The organism is Georgenia phoenicis, assembly GCF_047302425.1.
Classification (GTDB): Bacteria; Actinomycetota; Actinomycetes; order Actinomycetales; family Actinomycetaceae; genus Oceanitalea.
This window is the reverse complement of sequence record NZ_CP154855.1, coordinates 971,572-987,126: the sequence shown is the minus strand read 5'-3', so window position 1 is coordinate 987,126 and position 15,555 is coordinate 971,572. Positions and strand designations below refer to the sequence as shown.

At 74.3% G+C, this 15,555-nt stretch carries 16 protein-coding genes; 7 read left to right on the top strand and 9 right to left on the bottom strand.

Annotated features, from left to right (window positions below):
- Nucleotides 1-142: 142 nt before the first annotated feature.
- On the top strand, nucleotides 143-364 hold the full coding sequence (locus tag AA0005_RS04865) for a DUF3107 domain-containing protein (RefSeq protein ID WP_413452284.1): 222 nt from the start codon (nucleotides 143-145) through the stop codon (nucleotides 362-364).
- A gap of 1 nt (nucleotide 365) precedes the next feature.
- Here the strand turns inward: AA0005_RS04865 and AA0005_RS04860 are convergent, their stop codons facing one another.
- Nucleotides 366-1,025 (bottom strand): ferritin-like fold-containing protein, encoded by a 660-nt coding sequence (locus AA0005_RS04860; protein ID WP_413452283.1) that lies wholly within the window; start codon nucleotides 1,023-1,025, stop codon nucleotides 366-368.
- A gap of 239 nt (nucleotides 1,026-1,264) precedes the next feature.
- Here AA0005_RS04860 and AA0005_RS04855 point away from each other — a divergent pair, with 239 nt between their 5' ends.
- Both AA0005_RS04855 and AA0005_RS04850 read left to right on the top strand, forming a co-directional pair.
- On the top strand, nucleotides 1,265-2,872 hold the full coding sequence (locus tag AA0005_RS04855) for a DEAD/DEAH box helicase (RefSeq protein ID WP_413452282.1): 1,608 nt from the start codon (nucleotides 1,265-1,267) through the stop codon (nucleotides 2,870-2,872).
- A 75-nt stretch (nucleotides 2,873-2,947) separates the two neighbouring features.
- The gene (locus AA0005_RS04850) at nucleotides 2,948-3,895 is read left to right on the top strand and encodes a copper resistance D family protein (protein WP_413452281.1); all 948 of its coding nucleotides are present in this window, start codon (nucleotides 2,948-2,950) and stop codon (nucleotides 3,893-3,895) included.
- A 15-nt stretch (nucleotides 3,896-3,910) separates the two neighbouring features.
- On the opposite strand, the gene AA0005_RS04845 is transcribed toward AA0005_RS04850, so the two are convergent.
- Nucleotides 3,911-4,534 (bottom strand): MarC family protein, encoded by a 624-nt coding sequence (locus AA0005_RS04845; RefSeq protein WP_413452280.1) that lies wholly within the window; start codon nucleotides 4,532-4,534, stop codon nucleotides 3,911-3,913.
- On the bottom strand, nucleotides 4,531-5,385 hold the full coding sequence (locus AA0005_RS04840) for a PHP domain-containing protein (protein WP_413452279.1): 855 nt from the start codon (nucleotides 5,383-5,385) through the stop codon (nucleotides 4,531-4,533). The genes AA0005_RS04845 and AA0005_RS04840 overlap by 4 nt, the downstream gene beginning before the upstream one ends.
- Before the next feature lie 62 nt (nucleotides 5,386-5,447).
- On the opposite strand from AA0005_RS04840, the gene AA0005_RS04835 reads away from it, so the two are divergent.
- On the top strand, nucleotides 5,448-6,959 hold the full coding sequence (locus AA0005_RS04835) for an aminopeptidase P family protein (RefSeq protein WP_413452278.1): 1,512 nt from the start codon (nucleotides 5,448-5,450) through the stop codon (nucleotides 6,957-6,959).
- A gap of 87 nt (nucleotides 6,960-7,046) precedes the next feature.
- Here the strand turns inward: AA0005_RS04835 and AA0005_RS04830 are convergent, their stop codons facing one another.
- The 3 genes from AA0005_RS04830 to AA0005_RS04820 are packed head-to-tail and all read right to left on the bottom strand — an operon-like array spanning nucleotide 7,047 to nucleotide 10,048.
- Nucleotides 7,047-8,675: an NAD-dependent epimerase/dehydratase family protein gene (locus AA0005_RS04830; protein ID WP_413452277.1), complete on the bottom strand. Its 1,629-nt coding sequence runs from the start codon at nucleotides 8,673-8,675 to the stop codon at nucleotides 7,047-7,049.
- Nucleotides 8,672-9,889 (bottom strand): zinc-dependent alcohol dehydrogenase, encoded by a 1,218-nt coding sequence (locus AA0005_RS04825; RefSeq protein ID WP_413452276.1) that lies wholly within the window; start codon nucleotides 9,887-9,889, stop codon nucleotides 8,672-8,674. The genes AA0005_RS04830 and AA0005_RS04825 overlap by 4 nt, the downstream gene beginning before the upstream one ends.
- Before the next feature lie 12 nt (nucleotides 9,890-9,901).
- Nucleotides 9,902-10,048: a hypothetical protein gene (locus tag AA0005_RS04820; RefSeq protein WP_413452275.1), complete on the bottom strand. Its 147-nt coding sequence runs from the start codon at nucleotides 10,046-10,048 to the stop codon at nucleotides 9,902-9,904.
- Between the two features lie 87 nt (nucleotides 10,049-10,135).
- Between AA0005_RS04820 and AA0005_RS04815 the strand changes: the two genes are divergently transcribed.
- Nucleotides 10,136-11,482, top strand: coding sequence for an APC family permease (locus AA0005_RS04815; protein WP_413452274.1), 1,347 nt, complete (start codon nucleotides 10,136-10,138; stop codon nucleotides 11,480-11,482).
- A 272-nt stretch (nucleotides 11,483-11,754) separates the two neighbouring features.
- Here AA0005_RS04815 and AA0005_RS04810 read toward each other — a convergent pair whose 3' ends face one another.
- From AA0005_RS04810 to AA0005_RS04800, 3 genes are all read right to left on the bottom strand, one after another.
- Complete coding sequence (locus AA0005_RS04810) at nucleotides 11,755-12,093, bottom strand: DUF3140 domain-containing protein (protein WP_413452273.1); 339 nt, start codon at nucleotides 12,091-12,093, stop codon at nucleotides 11,755-11,757.
- Between the two features lie 66 nt (nucleotides 12,094-12,159).
- Nucleotides 12,160-12,963: a sugar phosphate isomerase/epimerase family protein gene (locus AA0005_RS04805; protein ID WP_413452272.1), complete on the bottom strand. Its 804-nt coding sequence runs from the start codon at nucleotides 12,961-12,963 to the stop codon at nucleotides 12,160-12,162.
- Nucleotides 12,960-13,667 carry a general stress protein gene (locus tag AA0005_RS04800; protein WP_413452271.1) on the bottom strand — a complete coding sequence of 236 codons (708 nt, stop codon included), beginning with the start codon at nucleotides 13,665-13,667 and terminating at the stop codon, nucleotides 12,960-12,962. The genes AA0005_RS04805 and AA0005_RS04800 overlap by 4 nt, the downstream gene beginning before the upstream one ends.
- Nucleotides 13,668-13,747: 80 nt before the next feature.
- On the opposite strand from AA0005_RS04800, the gene AA0005_RS04795 reads away from it, so the two are divergent.
- Together AA0005_RS04795 and AA0005_RS04790 are read left to right on the top strand one after the other, a co-directional pair.
- Nucleotides 13,748-15,046, top strand: a complete 1,299-nt coding sequence (locus AA0005_RS04795) for a magnesium transporter MgtE N-terminal domain-containing protein (RefSeq protein WP_413452270.1) — start codon at nucleotides 13,748-13,750, stop codon at nucleotides 15,044-15,046.
- The gene (locus AA0005_RS04790) at nucleotides 15,039-15,536 is read left to right on the top strand and encodes a DUF1003 domain-containing protein (RefSeq protein WP_413452269.1); all 498 of its coding nucleotides are present in this window, start codon (nucleotides 15,039-15,041) and stop codon (nucleotides 15,534-15,536) included. The genes AA0005_RS04795 and AA0005_RS04790 overlap by 8 nt, the downstream gene beginning before the upstream one ends.
- Nucleotides 15,537-15,555: the final 19 nt, after the last annotated feature.

Genomic DNA, 15,555 nt, shown 5'->3' with positions numbered 1-15,555 from the left:
GATGGAACCACGCCCCACCGACATCGCCGGGGACCGTCACGCCGTGGGCGAACCCGGTCGGCCGCCCCGTCGCTCCACGCCTACCATGGGTCGACAGCCCGTACCCCGCGGCCCCGGCCGCCCCAGCAAGGAGCGAGACACCTTGGAGATCACCATCGGCGTGCGTGACGTCGCCCGCGAGATCACGATCGAGTCCCCGCTGTCCGCGGAGGAGCTCCGGGAGGTCGTCCGGGCGGCGCTGGACGCGGGCACCACCCTCGAGCTCACCGACGAGCACGGCGCCCAGGTCCTCGTCCCCGGTGGCGCCCTCGGCTACGTGCGCTTCGGCTCGGAGATGCCCCGCCGCGTCGGCTTCGGCGTCTGACCTAGGCCGCCAGGCCCAGCCGCTCCATGCGGCGGGCGTGACCGGCGGAGATCGTCGCCGTCGCGGGGGCGGCCAGGCCGCCGAGGTCCGCCGCTCCCGCCGACGCGACGACGTCGAGCACCGGCTGCACCGCGCCGAGCGCCTCCCCCGCCACCCGGCGGCCCCACAGCGCGAGCCGGGCGGCGAGCGCCTCGTCGCCCGCGGTGGCCTGGGTGACCTCGGCCGCGACGAGCCCGGTGAGCCCCTGCCCCGCGAGGGCGCCGGCGACGACGCCGCGGGCCGGGTCGGGCAGCTGCTCGCCGACCAGGCGGGCCAGGTCCCGCACCATCCCGCCGGCGACGACGGTGCGCACCACCCGCTCCCACCAGTCGTCGGACCGGGTGCGCTGCCCGATCGCGTCGAGCAGCGCGAGGTAGGGCGCGGCGGCGTCGGTGAGTACCCCGCCCTGCTCCTCGGCGGCGCGGGCGAGCGCGTCGTAGGCCCCGAGCTGGCCCGAGGCGAGCCGCGCGACCGCCACCCGCGTCTGGGCGCGGGGCGCGTACAGGGCGTCCGCCGCCAGCCAGTCGAAGGCGGTGACCCGGCTCGCCGCCACGAGCCCGAGCACCGTCACCACCTGCCCCGGACGGTCGAGGGCGGGCACGGAGGACTCGGGGCTCGGCATGGGTCCAGCCTAGTTCCGGCACCGCCCCGGGCCCGCCCGTCCCTGTGCGTCCGCCCACCACCGGGCGCTCTCCCGGGACCTCGCGCTACACTGGCACGGTTCATACGGTTGACCGGTCGTCACGTATCAGATCCCTGCCGCCGCGACGCGCGGCGCGAATGCCCACGATCGGCTGCCACGACCAGGCGGAGTCGCCGGCGAGATCTCGCTGCCCCGCCACAACCGGATAGGTACTACCCGTGACTGACACCTCCTCAGGCGTGATCACGCCCGACGACGGCCGCATCGACGTCTCCACCGCCGCGGACACCGCGGCCCTCGGCAGCGCCGGCATCGACACCATCGACGCCGACATCACCGACACGAGCAACGAGGCCCTGGCCCCCGAGCGCACCTTCGCCGACTTCGGCGTGCACCAGAGCATCGTCGACGCCCTCGCCGACGACGGCATCACCCACCCCTTCCCGATCCAGGCGCTCACCCTGCCGGTGGCGCTGAGCCGCCACGACATCATCGGCCAGGCCAAGACGGGTACCGGCAAGACCCTCGGCTTCGGCATCCCGGCGCTGCAGAACGTCGTGGCCCCCGGCGAGGAGGGCTGGGACACCCTGCCCGACGCCGGCAAGCCGCAGGCCCTCGTCGTCGTGCCGACCCGCGAGCTGGCCGTCCAGGTCGCCGGCGACCTCGTCGTCGCCTCGCGCCGCCGCCCCTCGCTGCGCGTCGCCCAGGTCTACGGCGGGCGCGCCTACGAGCCGCAGATCGAGGCGCTCCAGAAGGGCGTCGAGGTCGTCGTCGGCACCCCGGGCCGGATGATCGACCTGTACAAGCAGCGCATCCTCGACCTGTCCCGGGTGCGCACCGTCGTCCTCGACGAGGCCGACGAGATGCTCGACCTCGGCTTCCTGCCCGACGTCGAGACCCTCCTCGCCGGCACCCCGGCCAGCCGCCACACCATGCTCTTCTCGGCGACGATGCCCGGCGCCGTCGTCGCCCTCGCCCGCCGGTACATGACGCGTCCCACGCACATCCGCGCGCAGGACCCCAACGACGACGGCCACACGGTCAAGTCGACCCGGCAGATCGTCTACCGCGCCCACGCCCTCAACAAGGTCGAGATGCTCGCGCGCATCCTCCAGGCCGAGGGCCGCGGCCTGACGATCGTCTTCACCCGCACCAAGCGCACCGCCGCGAAGGTCGCCGACGAGCTCGCCGAGCGCGGCTTCGCCTCCGCGGCCATCCACGGCGACCTCGGCCAGGGCGCCCGCGAGCAGGCGCTGCGGGCCTTCCGCTCCGGCAAGGTCGATGTCCTCGTCGCCACCGACGTCGCCGCCCGCGGCATCGACGTCGACGACGTCACCCACGTCGTCAACTACCAGTGCCCCGAGGACGAGAAGACCTACCTGCACCGCATCGGCCGCACCGGCCGCGCCGGCCAGTCGGGGACCGCGGTCACCTTCGTCGACTGGGACGACATGCCGCGCTGGGGGCTCATCAACAAGACCCTCGGCCTGGGGCTGGAGGAGCCGCCGGAGACGTACCACACCTCCCCGCACCTCTACACCGACCTCAACATTCCCACCGAGGTCACCGGCCGCCTGCCCCGCAGCGCGCGCACCCGCGCCGGCCTCGGCGCCGAGACCCTCGAGGACCTCGGTGAGACCGGCAAGTCCGCCGGGCGCGGCAACCGCGCCCCCCGCGGCGGCGGCCAGGGCCGCGGCGGCCGCGGCGAGGGCGGACGCAGCGAGGGCGGGCGCGGCGAGAGCCCGCGCAGCAGTGAGGCCCGCCGCGAGGGACAGCCGCGCCGTCGCCGCCGCACCCGCAAGCCCAGCGGCACCAGCGAGGCCTGAGCGCCACGAGGAACCCCCGTCCGGCACGTCCGGGCGGGGGTTTCTCGTCCCCGCCGCCTTCGCTACAGTCGCCGGATGCGGTCGACGCCGGCGGTGCCCGCCCTGCTCCTCGTACCGCTCCTCACCGCCGCGGCCGCGACCGACGGCGCCGCGCTCGTCGAGGTCCTGCGCCGCACCGCGCAGGCCCTCGTCTACTCCGGGGTGCTAGGCGCGAGCGGGCTCGTGCTCTTCCGCGCCGTGCTCCTCGACGCGGCGGCCGCCGCGGCCCGGCCGCCGCTGCGGCTCCTCACCACGCTGCTCGCCGCCGTCGCCGCCGTCGGCCTCGTCCTACTCCTCGCGGCCGACGGCGCCTGGCTCACCGGCACCGGCGCGGCCGGACTCGTCGACCCGGGCGTGCTGTGGCGCGTGCTCGTCTCGACCCCCGCGGGGCTCGCCGCCGCGCTCGCGCTGGCCGGGCTGCTGCTCATGGTCCTGCCGGCACGGGGCCGCTCCGGCCGGATCGTCTGCTGCGCGGGCGCCGCGCTCGCCCTGCTCTCCCTGCCGCTCACCGGGCACAGCCGCTCCTTCGGGCCGGCGTGGCTCGTGATCGGCAGCGACCTGCTCCACGTGCTCGCCGGGGCAGTCTGGGTCGGCGGCGTCCTGGGCCTGGCCGTCACCCTGCGCGGCGGCGCCCCGGCCGACGCCGCGGCCCGCACGGTGACCCGCTTCTCGACGGCGGCCGCCTGGGTGGTCCTCACGCTCGCTGTCTCCGGCACGGTCCTCGCCTGGCACATCCTGCCCGGGCCCGGCGCGCTCGTCACCACCGGCTACGGGCTCACCCTGCTCGCCAAGCTCGCGGTCGTCGCCGTCGTCCTGGCCGTGGCGGCGTGGAACCGCTACCGGCTGGTCCCGGGCGTCGCAGCCGCCCCGGCCCGCGCGCAGCTGCGCAGCACGGTGCTGGCAGAGGCGGCCCTCATCCTCGTGGCCGTCGGCCTCACCGCCCTGCTCGTCGCGCAGAGCCCCTCGGCCGGCCAGCACGCCTGACCCGACCCGGCGAGGTCAGGCGTGGGCGTCGATGAAGGCGAAGACGGCGTCGGCCATGAGCTGGACGGCGATCGCCGCGAGGAGGAGGCCGGCGAGGCGGGTGACGAGGGTCGTGCCGCCGTCGCCCAGCACCCGGTGGATGACGAGCGAGAAGCGCATCGCCAGCCACAGGCAGACGTGGACGGCGAGGACGGCGAGCGCGATGGCCAGCCAGCCGGTGGGCCCGTCGGCATCCTGGACCGCGAGCATGGCGGCGACGATCGCGCCCGGACCCGCGAGCAGCGGCGTGCCGAGCGGGACGAGAGCGACGTTGACCTTCCCGCCGCCGGCCGGCTGCGGCTCCTCCGCCTTGCCGGTGAGCAGCTCCATCGCGACGAGGAGGAGCAGCAGGCCACCGGAGAGCTGGAGGGCGGGCACCGAGATGCCGAGGAAGTCGAGGATGTAGGGGCCGAGCACCGTGAACACGGTGATGACGCCGAGGGCGACGAGCGTCGCCTGCCGGGCGGCGCGCTTGCGCTCCCGCGCGGTGCTCGTCGAGGTGAGCGCGAGGAAGATCGGCACCGTCCCCGGCGGGTCCATGATGACGAAGAGCGTGAAGAACGTCGTCGCCAGCAGCGGGACGTCGAGCACCGCGCTCACGGCCGGACCACCGGCAGGTAGCCCTCGCTCTCGACCTGCTCGAGCACGGCCGGGTCGGTGAGGTGCCCCCCCAGCCGGTTCGGCTTGCCGGTGCCGTGGTAGTCGCTGGAGCCGGTGACGAACAGGCCGAGCGAGGAGGCGAGGTCGCGGAGCTGGGCGCGGGCGCCGTCGTCGTGGTCGCGGTGGTCCACCTCGAGCCCGGCGAGGCCGGCGGCGGCCATCTCCTCGATGACGGCGTCCTCGACCACGCGCCCACGGGCGCCGGCTCGAGGGTGGGCCATGACGGGCACGCCGCCCGCGCGGCGGACGAGCTCGACCGCGGCGACGGCGTCGGGCGCGTCGTAGCGCACGTAGTACGGGCCCTGGGCGTGAAGGATCTCGGTGAAGGCGGCCGAGCGGTCGGTGACGTAGCCGCGGGCGACGAGTGCGTCGGCGATGTGCGGGCGCCCGACCGTGCCCCCCGGCTCGAGCAGCGCCTCGACCTCCTCCCAGGTGAGCTCGAAGTCCATGGCCAGCCGGTCGACCATGCGCCGGGCGCGGCCCAGGCGCGAGTCGCGGGCGCGCGCCACCGCGGTCCCCAGGCCGCGGGCGGCGGGGTCGTGGAGGTAGGACAGGAGGTGGACGCTGATGCCGCCCGCGGAGGTGGAGATCTCCGCGCCGCGCACGAGGGCCACCCCGGTGCGCCCGACGGCGGCGGCGGCCTCCTCCCACCCGTCCCACGTGTCGTGGTCGGTGAGGGCGACGACGTCGAGGCCGGCGGCAGCGGCGGAGGCCATGAGCGCGGCGGGCCGCTCCGTGCCGTCGGAGAGGCTCGAGTGCGTGTGGAGGTCGACGGCGGGACGGGCGAGCACGAGCCCCAGGGTACGGCCTGGGGGCCGGGCGGCAGGCCCCTCGTGCGTGCGACGATGGGCACATGAGTGAGACGGACCGTCCGGAGAACCAGCCGCTGAGCGAGCGCGGGTCGAACCGTTCCCAGCGCCCCTCGTCCCCCGCCTTCCGCGAGTTCATCGCCTCGGGCTGGGCCGAGCGGGGGCAGTCGCTGCCCGAGGAGAGCCCCGCGGCGCCCTTCGCGGCCGCCCGCCGCGAGCGTCTGGGGGCCCTGTTCCCCGGCGAGCGCCTCGTCGTACCGGCCGGCACGCTCGTCACGCGCTCCAACGACACCGACTACCGCTTCCGGCCGCACTCGGCCTTCGCGCACCTCACCGGGCTGGGCACCGACCAGGAGCCCGACGCCGTCCTCGTCCTGCACCCCGTCGACGACGGCGGGGCCACCCACGAGGCCGTCCTCTACTTCCGCCCCCGCGCGGGCAAGGACACCGAGGAGTTCTTCGCCGACTCCCGCTACGGCGAGCTGTGGGTCGGCGAGCGCCCGAGCCTCGAGGAGGTCGCCGCCCTCACCGGGCTGCGCACCGCCCACATCGACTCCCTCGCCGACGAGCTGGCCAAGGACGCCGGGGCGGGCGGCGTGCAGCTGCGCGTCGTGCGCGGCGTCGACGCCGCGGTCCAGGCACAGGTCGAGACCGCCCGCACCGGCCAGCAGGAGACCGAGACCGCCGACGCGCTCCTGGCCGAGGCGCTGTCCGAGCTGCGGCTGCGCAAGGACCGCTTCGAGGTCGAGGAGATGCGCAAGGCCGTCGCGGCCACCGCGGAGGGCTTCGCCGACGTCGTGCGCGCCCTGCCCCGCGTCCTCGCCCACCACCGGGGCGAGCGGGTCATCGAGGGCGTCTTCGGGGCCCGCGCCCGGGAGGACGGCAACGCCGTCGGCTACGACACGATCGCTGCCTCCGGCAACCACGCCAACACCCTCCACTGGATCCGCAACGACGGCGCCGTGCACCCCGGGGACCTCGTCCTCATCGACGCCGGGGTGGAGGTCGAGTCGCTCTACACGGCCGACGTCACCCGCACGATCCCCGTCGACGGCGTCTTCACCGAGCCGCAGCGCAAGGTGTACGAGGCGGTGCTCGACGCCGCCGACGCCGCCTTCGCGCGGGCCGCCGAGCCGGGCGCGCGCTTCCGCGACCTCCACGCCGCCGCGATGGACGTCCTCGCCCACCGCTTGGCCGACTGGGGACTGCTGCCGGGCACCGCCGAGGAGTCCCTCGCCGAGGAGGGCCAGTTCCACCGCCGGTGGATGGTCCACGGCACGAGCCACCACCTCGGCATCGACGTCCACGACTGCGCCCAGGCGCGCCGGGAGATGTACCTCGACGCCGAGCTCGAGCCGGGCATGGTCTTCACGATCGAGCCGGGGCTGTACTTCCGCGCCGACGACCTCACTGTCCCCGAGGAGCTGCGCGGCATCGGCGTGCGCATCGAGGACGACGTCCTCATCCGCGAGGACGGCAGCGTGGAGAACCTCAGCGCGGCCCTCCCCCGCCGGGTCGAGGACGTCGAGGCCTGGATGGCGAGCCTCAAGCAGTAGCCGCACCCATCCTCACCCGCCGACAGCGGAGTTGTTCCTGGCGCTACCAGGAACAGCTCCGCTGTCGGCGTAGGCGGGGCGGGGGCGCTACTCGACCTCGCCCTGGCGGAAGACCGTGCCGATGATGTGCTGGTGGAAGCGCTCGTAGGTCTCGGCCTGGTCGCGGGCCTGCTGGGCCAGCGCCTCGAACATCGGGGCGGGCAGCCCGAGGTCGGGTGAGAGCTCGACGAGCGTCTGCCACAGCCCGAGCTTGCCCATGACGGCGCTGCGCATGAGCTCGGACTCGAGGACCGGCGTCATCGGCGAGCCGGTGAGCCGCTCGTTGACCTTGAGCCGGCCCGCGCGCTCGGCGACCCACGCCGCGGCCTGCCGGTGCGGGCGGCGCTTGAGGGACAGGGAGTCGATGAGGTTGACGAGCAGCTCGCGCTCCTCGCGGATCTCCAGCGCCGCCCGGGCGAGCTCCTCGCCGTAGTCCGTGTCGGCGTAGTCCGCCGCCATCCGCTCGGAGCGCTCGAGGCCCGCGGTCGCCCCGGTGAGGTGGTCGGAGAGGTAGAGCCCGAGGATGTCGCGCTGCAGGTGCGCGGGCACCCGGTGCGCCGCTGACTCCTCCTCGGCCTCCGCGACGACGCCGTCGGCCGGCACCGAGCCGGGCGGGAGCTGGTCCTGGGGCCAGCTCTCCCGGGGCCGCATCTGCGGGCTCGCCGTGCCCTGGCCCTCGGCCATGCCGACGAGGAGCTCGCGCAGCGTGTCCTTCGCCCCCCGGGTCGGCTCCCAGCCGAGCTCGGTGCGGGCGCGGGTGGTGTCCATGAGCGGGACGTTCATCGCCATGTCGAGCCAGCCCGGGTCGGCGGCCAGCGTGCGGGTCTGCCACGCGAGGGAGACGACGGGCCGCAGCGCGGCGGGCGGCACCTCGACGACCTTGCCGTGGTCGAGGACCTCGGCGAGGTCGGCACCGGTGAGCACCGGCTCGGCGGCGATGTTGAAGGCCCCGGTGGCGCCCTGGACGACGATCCGGCGGTAGGCGTCGGCGAGGTCGTCCCCGTGGACCACCTGGAGCCGCAGCCCTGCGGGCAGCGGGAGAAAGGGCAGCGCACCGGGGCGCAGCAGCGCCGGCGGGACGAGCGCCCCGAGGAACAGGCGCATGATCTCCGCACCGGCGTCCGCGTCGAAGACGAGCGCGGGCCGCACCCGCGCGACGGACAGCCCGGCAGCCTCGGCCTCGTCGAGGACACGCTCCTGGGCGGCCTTGTCGACGGCGTAGTGGGAGGTCGACGCGCTGCCGTGGGCGGGCCACGACTCGTCCCGCCGCTCGTCGTCGTCGACCGGTGAGTAGGAGCCCACGGACGAGGCGACGACGAGGTGGCTCACCCCGGCCCGCAGGCACGCCTCGGCGACCCGCCGGGTGCCGTCGACGTTCGCGCGGCGCAGGAGGTCACGCTCGTGGTTCGGCTGGATGAGCCAGGCGAGGTGGACGACGGTGTTGACGCCGTCGAGCGCCCGGGCCAGCTCCTCGACGACGAAGTCCTCGCCGTCGGCGAGCGCCACGGGCGCGGCGATGTCGACCTGCTCCCACCGGGCCAGGTCGTAGGGCTCGGCGGTGGTGTCCGGACGCCGTCGGGCGATGCCGACGACCTCGGTCACCCGCTCCTCCCCGCGCAGGGCGTGGAGGAGCGCGGTGCCGCTGTTGCCGCTCGCGCCGACGACCGCGACCCTCATCGCGCGCCCGTTTGCGTCGGCGGCATCGCGGGGTCGAGGACCACCTTGATCGCGCCGTCGTCCTTGCGCTGGAAGATGTCGTAACCGTGGGCGGCGTCCTCCAGCGAGATCCGGTGGGTGCGCAGGTCGAGCACGCCGAGCGGGTCGGCGGAGTCGCTCACCAGCGGCAGGACGTCGTCGATCCAGCGGTGGACGTTGGCCTGGCCCATCCGCAGGTTCACCTGCTTGTCGAAGAGGTCGAGCATCGGCATCGGGTCCTGGGCTCCGCCGTAGACGCCGGACAGGGAGATCGTGCCGCCGCGGCGGACGATGTCGATCGCCGCGTGCAGCGCCGCCATCCGGTCGACGCCCGCCTTCGTGAACAGCGGCTTGGCCAGGGCGTCGGGCAGCATCCCGGCGCCCGCCTGCATGCCCTTGGCAAGCGGCGAGCCGTGCGCCTCCATCCCGACGGCGTCGACGACGGAGTCCGCGCCCCGCCCGTGGGTGAGCTCGCGCACGGCGGTGGCGACGTCGTCGACCTCCCGCAGGTCGATGGTGGCGACGCCGTGGCGGCGGGCCATCTCGAGCCGCTCGGGCACGAGGTCGACCCCGATGACCTGCTCGGCGCCGCGGTGGCGGGCGATGCGGGCGCTCAGCTGCCCGATCGGCCCGAGCCCGAGGACGACGACGGTCCCGCCGGGCGGCACCTGCGCGTACTCCACGGCCTGCCAGGCGGTGGGGACGACGTCGGAGAGGTAGAGGTAGCGCTCGTCCGGCTCGCCGTCGTCGGGCACGACGACGGGGCCGACGTCGGCGAAGGGGACGCGCAGGTACTCCGCCTGCCCGCCCGGCACCTGGCCGTAGAGCTTGGTGTAGCCGAAGAGGGAGGCTCCCTTGCCGTGCTCGCGCACCTGGGTGGTCTCGCACTGGGAGTACAGGCCCTGGGAGCACATCCAGCACGAGCCGCAGGCGATGACGAAGGGGACGACGACGCGGTCACCCGGCTTGATCCGGGTGACCTGGCTGCCGACCTCCTCAACGACGCCCATGGGCTCGTGCCCGAGGACGTCACCCGCGTCGAGGAACGGACCGAGCACGCTGTACAGGTGCAGGTCGGAGCCGCAGATCGCGGTGGAGGTGATCCTGATGACGGCGTCGGTCGGGTGCTGGAGCCGAGGATCCGGGACGGTCTCGACGCTGACCTTCTCCCGGCCCTGCCAGGTGAGTGCGCGCACGGGTTCCTCCGCTCAGCTCGAGGTGGTCGCGGGGTCGTCGCCCTCCGCCTGCGAGGGCTGGTCGAAGGGCTCCTCGCGCTCCAGCTGCTCCGGGTCGGCGTCGGGGTCCTTGGCGGGGTCGTAGGGCTGCTCGGACGGGGTGGTGGTGTTCTCGCTCATGCGCCTCACCATTCCACCGGCCCCGGGGCCTCGCACGCCGAGGACGCCCCGCTTGCCGAGTGCGCAGACCGGCTCGATCCTGTGGCGATGACCGTCGACTCCCCTCCCGCGGACACCACCCGTCTCGCGCGCCGCATCACGCCCTGGCTCCTGTTCCTCTTCATCCTCGGGGACGTCCTGGGCGCCGGGATCTACGCGCTCGTCGGTGAGCTGGCCGCCGAGTCCGGCGGCATGATGTGGGCCCCGCTCACGGTGGCCCTCCTCATGGCGCTGCTCACCGCCGCCAGCTACGCCGAGCTCGTGACGAAGTACCCGAAGGCGGGGGGCGCGGCGATCTTCGCCCAGCGCGCCTTCAAGCGGCCGATCGTCTCCTTCGTCGTCGGCTTCTCCATGCTGGCCGCGGGCGTGACGAGCGCCGCCGGCCTGTCCATCGCCTTCGCCGGTGACTACCTCGGCACCTTCGTCGACGTCCCCACCCGGCTCGCCGCGCCGGTGTTCCTCGTCCTCCTCGCCCTCCTCAACGCGCGGGGCATCAAGGAGTCGGTGCGCTCGAACGTCGTCATGACGGTCATCGAGGTGTCCGGCCTCGTCCTCGTCATCGTCGCCGTCGCGATCGCGGTGGGCGGCGGCCAGGGCGACCCTGCCCGCCTCGTCGAGCTGCCGCCGGGCACGGGCGCCGGGACAGCGATCCTCGCCGGTGCGCTCCTCGCGTTCTACTCCTTCGTCGGCTTCGAGGTGTCGGCCAACGTCGCCGAGGAGGTCCAGGACGTCAGCCGGGTCTACCCGCGCGCCCTCTTCGGTGCCCTCGGCGTCGCCGGCATCGTCTACGCCCTCATCGGCATGGGCTCGGCGCTCATCATGCCCCCGGAGGACCTGTCCGGGTCCTCCAGCCCGCTGCTCGACGTCGTCGATGCCACGGGCGTCGGCGTGCCGGACTGGCTGTTCTCGGTCATCGCGCTCGTCGCCGTCGCCAACGGCGCCCTCCTCACGATGATCATGTCGAGCCGACTCGTCTACGGCATGGCCGACGAGGGCCTGCTGCCTTCCGTGCTCACCAAGGTGCTGCCCAACCGGCGCACCCCGTGGCTGGCGATCGTCGTCACGACGGCGGTGGCCGCCGGTCTCACGCTCATCGGGGACCTTGCGATGCTCGCCGAGACGGTGGTGCTGCTCCTGCTCGTCGTCTTCGTCAGCACCAACCTCGCGGTGCTCGTGCTGCGCAAGGACAGGGTCGAGCACGACCACTTCCGCACGCCCCGCGCGCTGCCGGTGCTCGCGCTCGTCACCTGCGCGGTGCTGCTGAGCCAGCAGTCCCTCCAGGTGTGGCTGCTGGGCCTGGGGATGGTGGCGATCGGCGTCGTCCTGTACTTCGTCACCCGCGGCGTGCGCGACACCGACCGCGCCGAGACCGGCCCCGGCGGCAAGGGCCGCTGACGCTTCCCGTCCCTGCCCCACCCGCCCCCGCCGACAGCACAGTTACCGCCCACAGCACAGTTACCGCCGACAGCACAGTTACCGTCCGGCCCGGCGCCGTCGCGCCGCTGCGGGGCGGACTCACAGCCCGCCGCACCGCAGCGAAGCGACTCTGGGCGCTAACTGCACTGTCGGCGACAAGTGAGCTGTCGGCGACAAGTGAGCTGTCGGCGACAAGTGAGCTGTCGGCGCCGGGCCGGCCCGCGCGGCGAGGGCCGCACGGGGCCGGGCGGCTACTCGACGGGCTTGAGGGGGTCGTGCCCCAGGGACATGAGCCGGTGACGCCACGCGGTGTCGCCGGCTCGCGTCTCGGCGTCGTCGCCGCGCAGCTCGCGGATCTCCGCGGTCACCTCCTCCATGAGCGCGACGTCGTCCGCGGTGAGGTCGGTCCGGCGCTTGGCGAGTACGGCGAGCACCTGGCGGGAGCGGTCGCTGCCGGCCTGGTCGGGCAGCGCGTCGACGGTGTCGCCGGACTCGGCGGTGGCGAGCCACTCCTGCAGCTCGCGGGAAGTCATGTTGACGACGCTGTGAAAGTCCTCCCACAGCTGGTCGGGGACGAGATCCTCGGCCATGGCACACCTCCGGTCGGGTCGGGCCTCCGACGGTAGGTCGGGCCCCGTCCGGCCGCACCCGGAGGCTCAGGTCCGGGTGGGCAGGTGCTCCCGGGCGAAGGCGAGGGACTCGGCAAGCGCCGCCTCTCGCTCCGCCGGCTTCATCTTGCGCGTCGTCACCTCGACGGCGATCGAGCCGGTGAAGCCCAGCTCCGGGAGGGCGCGCAGCACCTCCTCGCAGGGCTGGCTGCCCCGGCCCGGCGCGAGGTGCTCGTCGCGGTTGGAGCCGGTGGAGTCGGTGAGGTGGAGGTGCGCCAGGCGCCCGCCGAGCCGCCGGGCGACCTCGAGGGAGTCCTGCCCCGCGACGCCCGCGTGGGACAGGTCGAGGGTGACGTGCTCGTAGTCGAGGCCGACGGGGTCCCAGTGCGGCAGGTAGGCGTGGCGCTCCTTGGTGCGCGAGCCGTCCTTGGCGCGCGCCTTCCACGGGAACATGTTCTCCACGGCGAGCTTGACCTCGGTCGCGGCCTGGCGCCGGGCGATGCCCTCGACGAAGCCCGCGCCGTAGTCGCGCTGCCACCGGAAGGGCGGGTGGACGACGACGGCCTCCGCCCCCACGGCCTCGGCCAGCTCGACCGAGCGGTCGATCTTGCCCCACGGGTCGGTGCCCCACACGCGCTGGGTCAGCAGCAGGGTCGGCGAGTGGATCGACAGGACGGGCACGCCGTAGGTCTCGGCGAGCTCGTTCAGCCTCCGGGCGTCACGGGTCTCGGGCCACTTCCAGACCATGACCTCGAGGCCGTCGTAGCCCAGCCGGGCCGCGTCCGCGAAGCACGACTCCGTGCTGCTGGGGTAGCAGGAGGAGGTGGACAGGAGGATCGGGGGGACCCTCACGGAGTGCGCTCCTCGCCGTCCTGCGGCGCGGCGGGCCGCCGCTGCCCGTAACGCGGGTTGCCGTGCTCGTCCTCGAGCGGGGTGAAGGGGCGCGGCTCCGGAGCGGGCGCACCGGCCGGGCCGGGCTGCTGCGGGGCCTGCTGGGCGCCGTAGGGGGCGGACGGCGCCACGGCCGACGGTGCGGGCTGCTGCCACGCAGGGTCGCCGCCCACCCGGGTGCGGATGCCGGCCTCGCCGAGGAGCCGCACCGCCTCGCCCACCCGGCTCTGCTCGCACAGCAGCGCGTAGCGGCTGGCGACGACCTGGCTGGAGGAAGTGAAGTCGCGCTTGCCGCCGGTGAAGGCGTAGGAGACGAGCGCGAAGAGGATCCCGAATGCCGCACCGATGACGAGGGCGGGCAGCAGCATGACCAGGGTGCTGCCCTCGGACAGCAGCCCGAACAGCAGCCCGACGAAGAGGCCGAACCACGCGCCGGACATCGCGCCGGCGAGCGCCACCCGCGGGTAGGACAGGCGGCCGGTGATGCGCTCGACCATCCGCAGGTCGGTGCCGACGATCGTCGTGTGCTGGACCGCGAACTCCTTGTCGGAGAGCAGGTCGACGGCGCGCTGGGCCTCGAGGTAGGTGTCGAAGGAGGCGATCTGGACGCCGGTGGGAAGGGTCGGCGTGGGGGGAACGCCGCCCCGGGTGCTGGAGAAGGCCATGGCCCGATTGTCTCCCCTTCCCCGCGGTGCCGCTACGCGCGCCGGGGCAGGCGCGCGCGGTTGCTCCTAGGCTGACGCCTGTGAGTACACCCGTGAGCAGGAGCGCGCCCACCCGGGTCTTCGTCGGCAAGCTGGCGGGGACGACCGTCTTCGACCCGCTCGGCGACCCGGTCGGCAAGGTGCACGACGTCGTCGTGCTCATCCGCACGAGCTCGCTGCCGCGCGCGGTGGGTCTGGTCGTCGAGGTCCCCGGCAAGCGGCGGGTGTTCCTGCCGCTGAGCCGGGTGGTGAGCATCAGCACCGGGGCCGTCATCACGACCGGCCTGCTCAACATCCGCCGCTTCTCCCAGCGGGCCAGCGAGACGCTCGTCGTCGGCCAGCTCGTCGACCGGCGGGTGACGCTGGCCGACGGCAGCGGCACCGCCGTCATCACCGACGTCGCGATCGAGCAGCAGCGCAACCGCGACTGGCTCGTCACCCAGCTCTTCGTCGAGCGGCGGGCCACCAGCCGGGGCCTGCGCCGCCGCCGCGGGGAGCAGCTCATCGTCGACGTGCCCGACGTCGTCGACCTCTCCGGCGACGCCGGCCCGCAGCCGGCCACGACCCTCCTGTCGACGATGGAGGACCTCAAGCCCGCCGACGTCGCCGACGTCCTCCACGACCTGCCCCCGGACCGGCAGATCGAGGTCGCCGCCGAGCTGCCCGACGACCGCCTCGCCGACGTCCTCGAGGAGCTGAGCGAGGACGACCGCGTCGCCATCGTCTCCGGCCTCGACGCCAACCGCGCCGCCGACGTCCTCGACGTCATGCAGCCCGACGACGCCGCCGACCTCGTCAACGAGCTGCCGCCCGAGGTCGCCACCTCCCTCCTCGAGCTCATGGAGCCGGAGGAGGCCGAGGACGTGCGGCGCCTCATCGCCTACGCCGAGCGGACCGCCGGTGGCCTCATGACGACCGAGCCGATCATCCTGCCGCCGGAGTCGACGGTCGCGGTCGCCCTCGCCAGCGCCCGCCGGCCCGACGTCACCCCGGCGCTGGCGACGATCATCTTCGTCGTCCGCCCGCCGCTGGAGACGCCGTCGGGCAAGCTGCTCGGCGTCGTCCACATCCAGCGGGCGCTGCGCGAGCCGCCCAGCGCACAGCTCGGCACGATGCTGGACGCCGACATCGAGACCGTCGGCCCGCACGCGGACATCGGCAAGGTGACCCGACTGCTGGCGACCTACAACCTCACCGCGCTGCCCGTCGTCGACGAGGAGCACCGGCTCCTCGGCGCGATCAGCGTCGACGACGTCCTCGACCACCTCCTGCCCGAGGACTGGCGCGACACGGACACCGAGGAGACCGACATCGCGATGACGAGGAGCGCCCATGGCTGACCGGCTCGACACCCCGCTCGCGACCCGCCGCCGCTGGCTGCGCCGGCCGCAGGTCGACTCGGAGATGGTCGGCAACGTCGCCGAGGGCATCGCCCGCTTCACCGGCACGCCCCGCTTCCTCGTCTACCTCTCCGCCTTCGTCGCCGTGTGGCTGGCGTGGAACACGTGGGCACCGGAGAACCTGCGCTTCGACTCCGCGGCGCTCGGCTTCACCGCGCTCACCCTCATGCTCTCCCTCCAGGCCTCCTACGCGGCGCCGCTCATCCTGCTGGCCCAGAACCGGCAGGACGACCGCGACCGGGTGACCGCCGAGCAGGACCGGCAGCGCGCCGAGCGCAACCTCGCCGACACCGAGTACCTCGCCCGCGAGCTGGCCGCCCTGCGGCTGGCCCTGGGCGACGTCGCCACCCGTGACTTCGTGCGCTCCGAGCTGCGCGGCCTGCTCGAGGAGCTGCGCGAGAAGGACGAGGAGCGCGACACCGCCCGGTGAGGTGTGGCGTCCTCCGGTG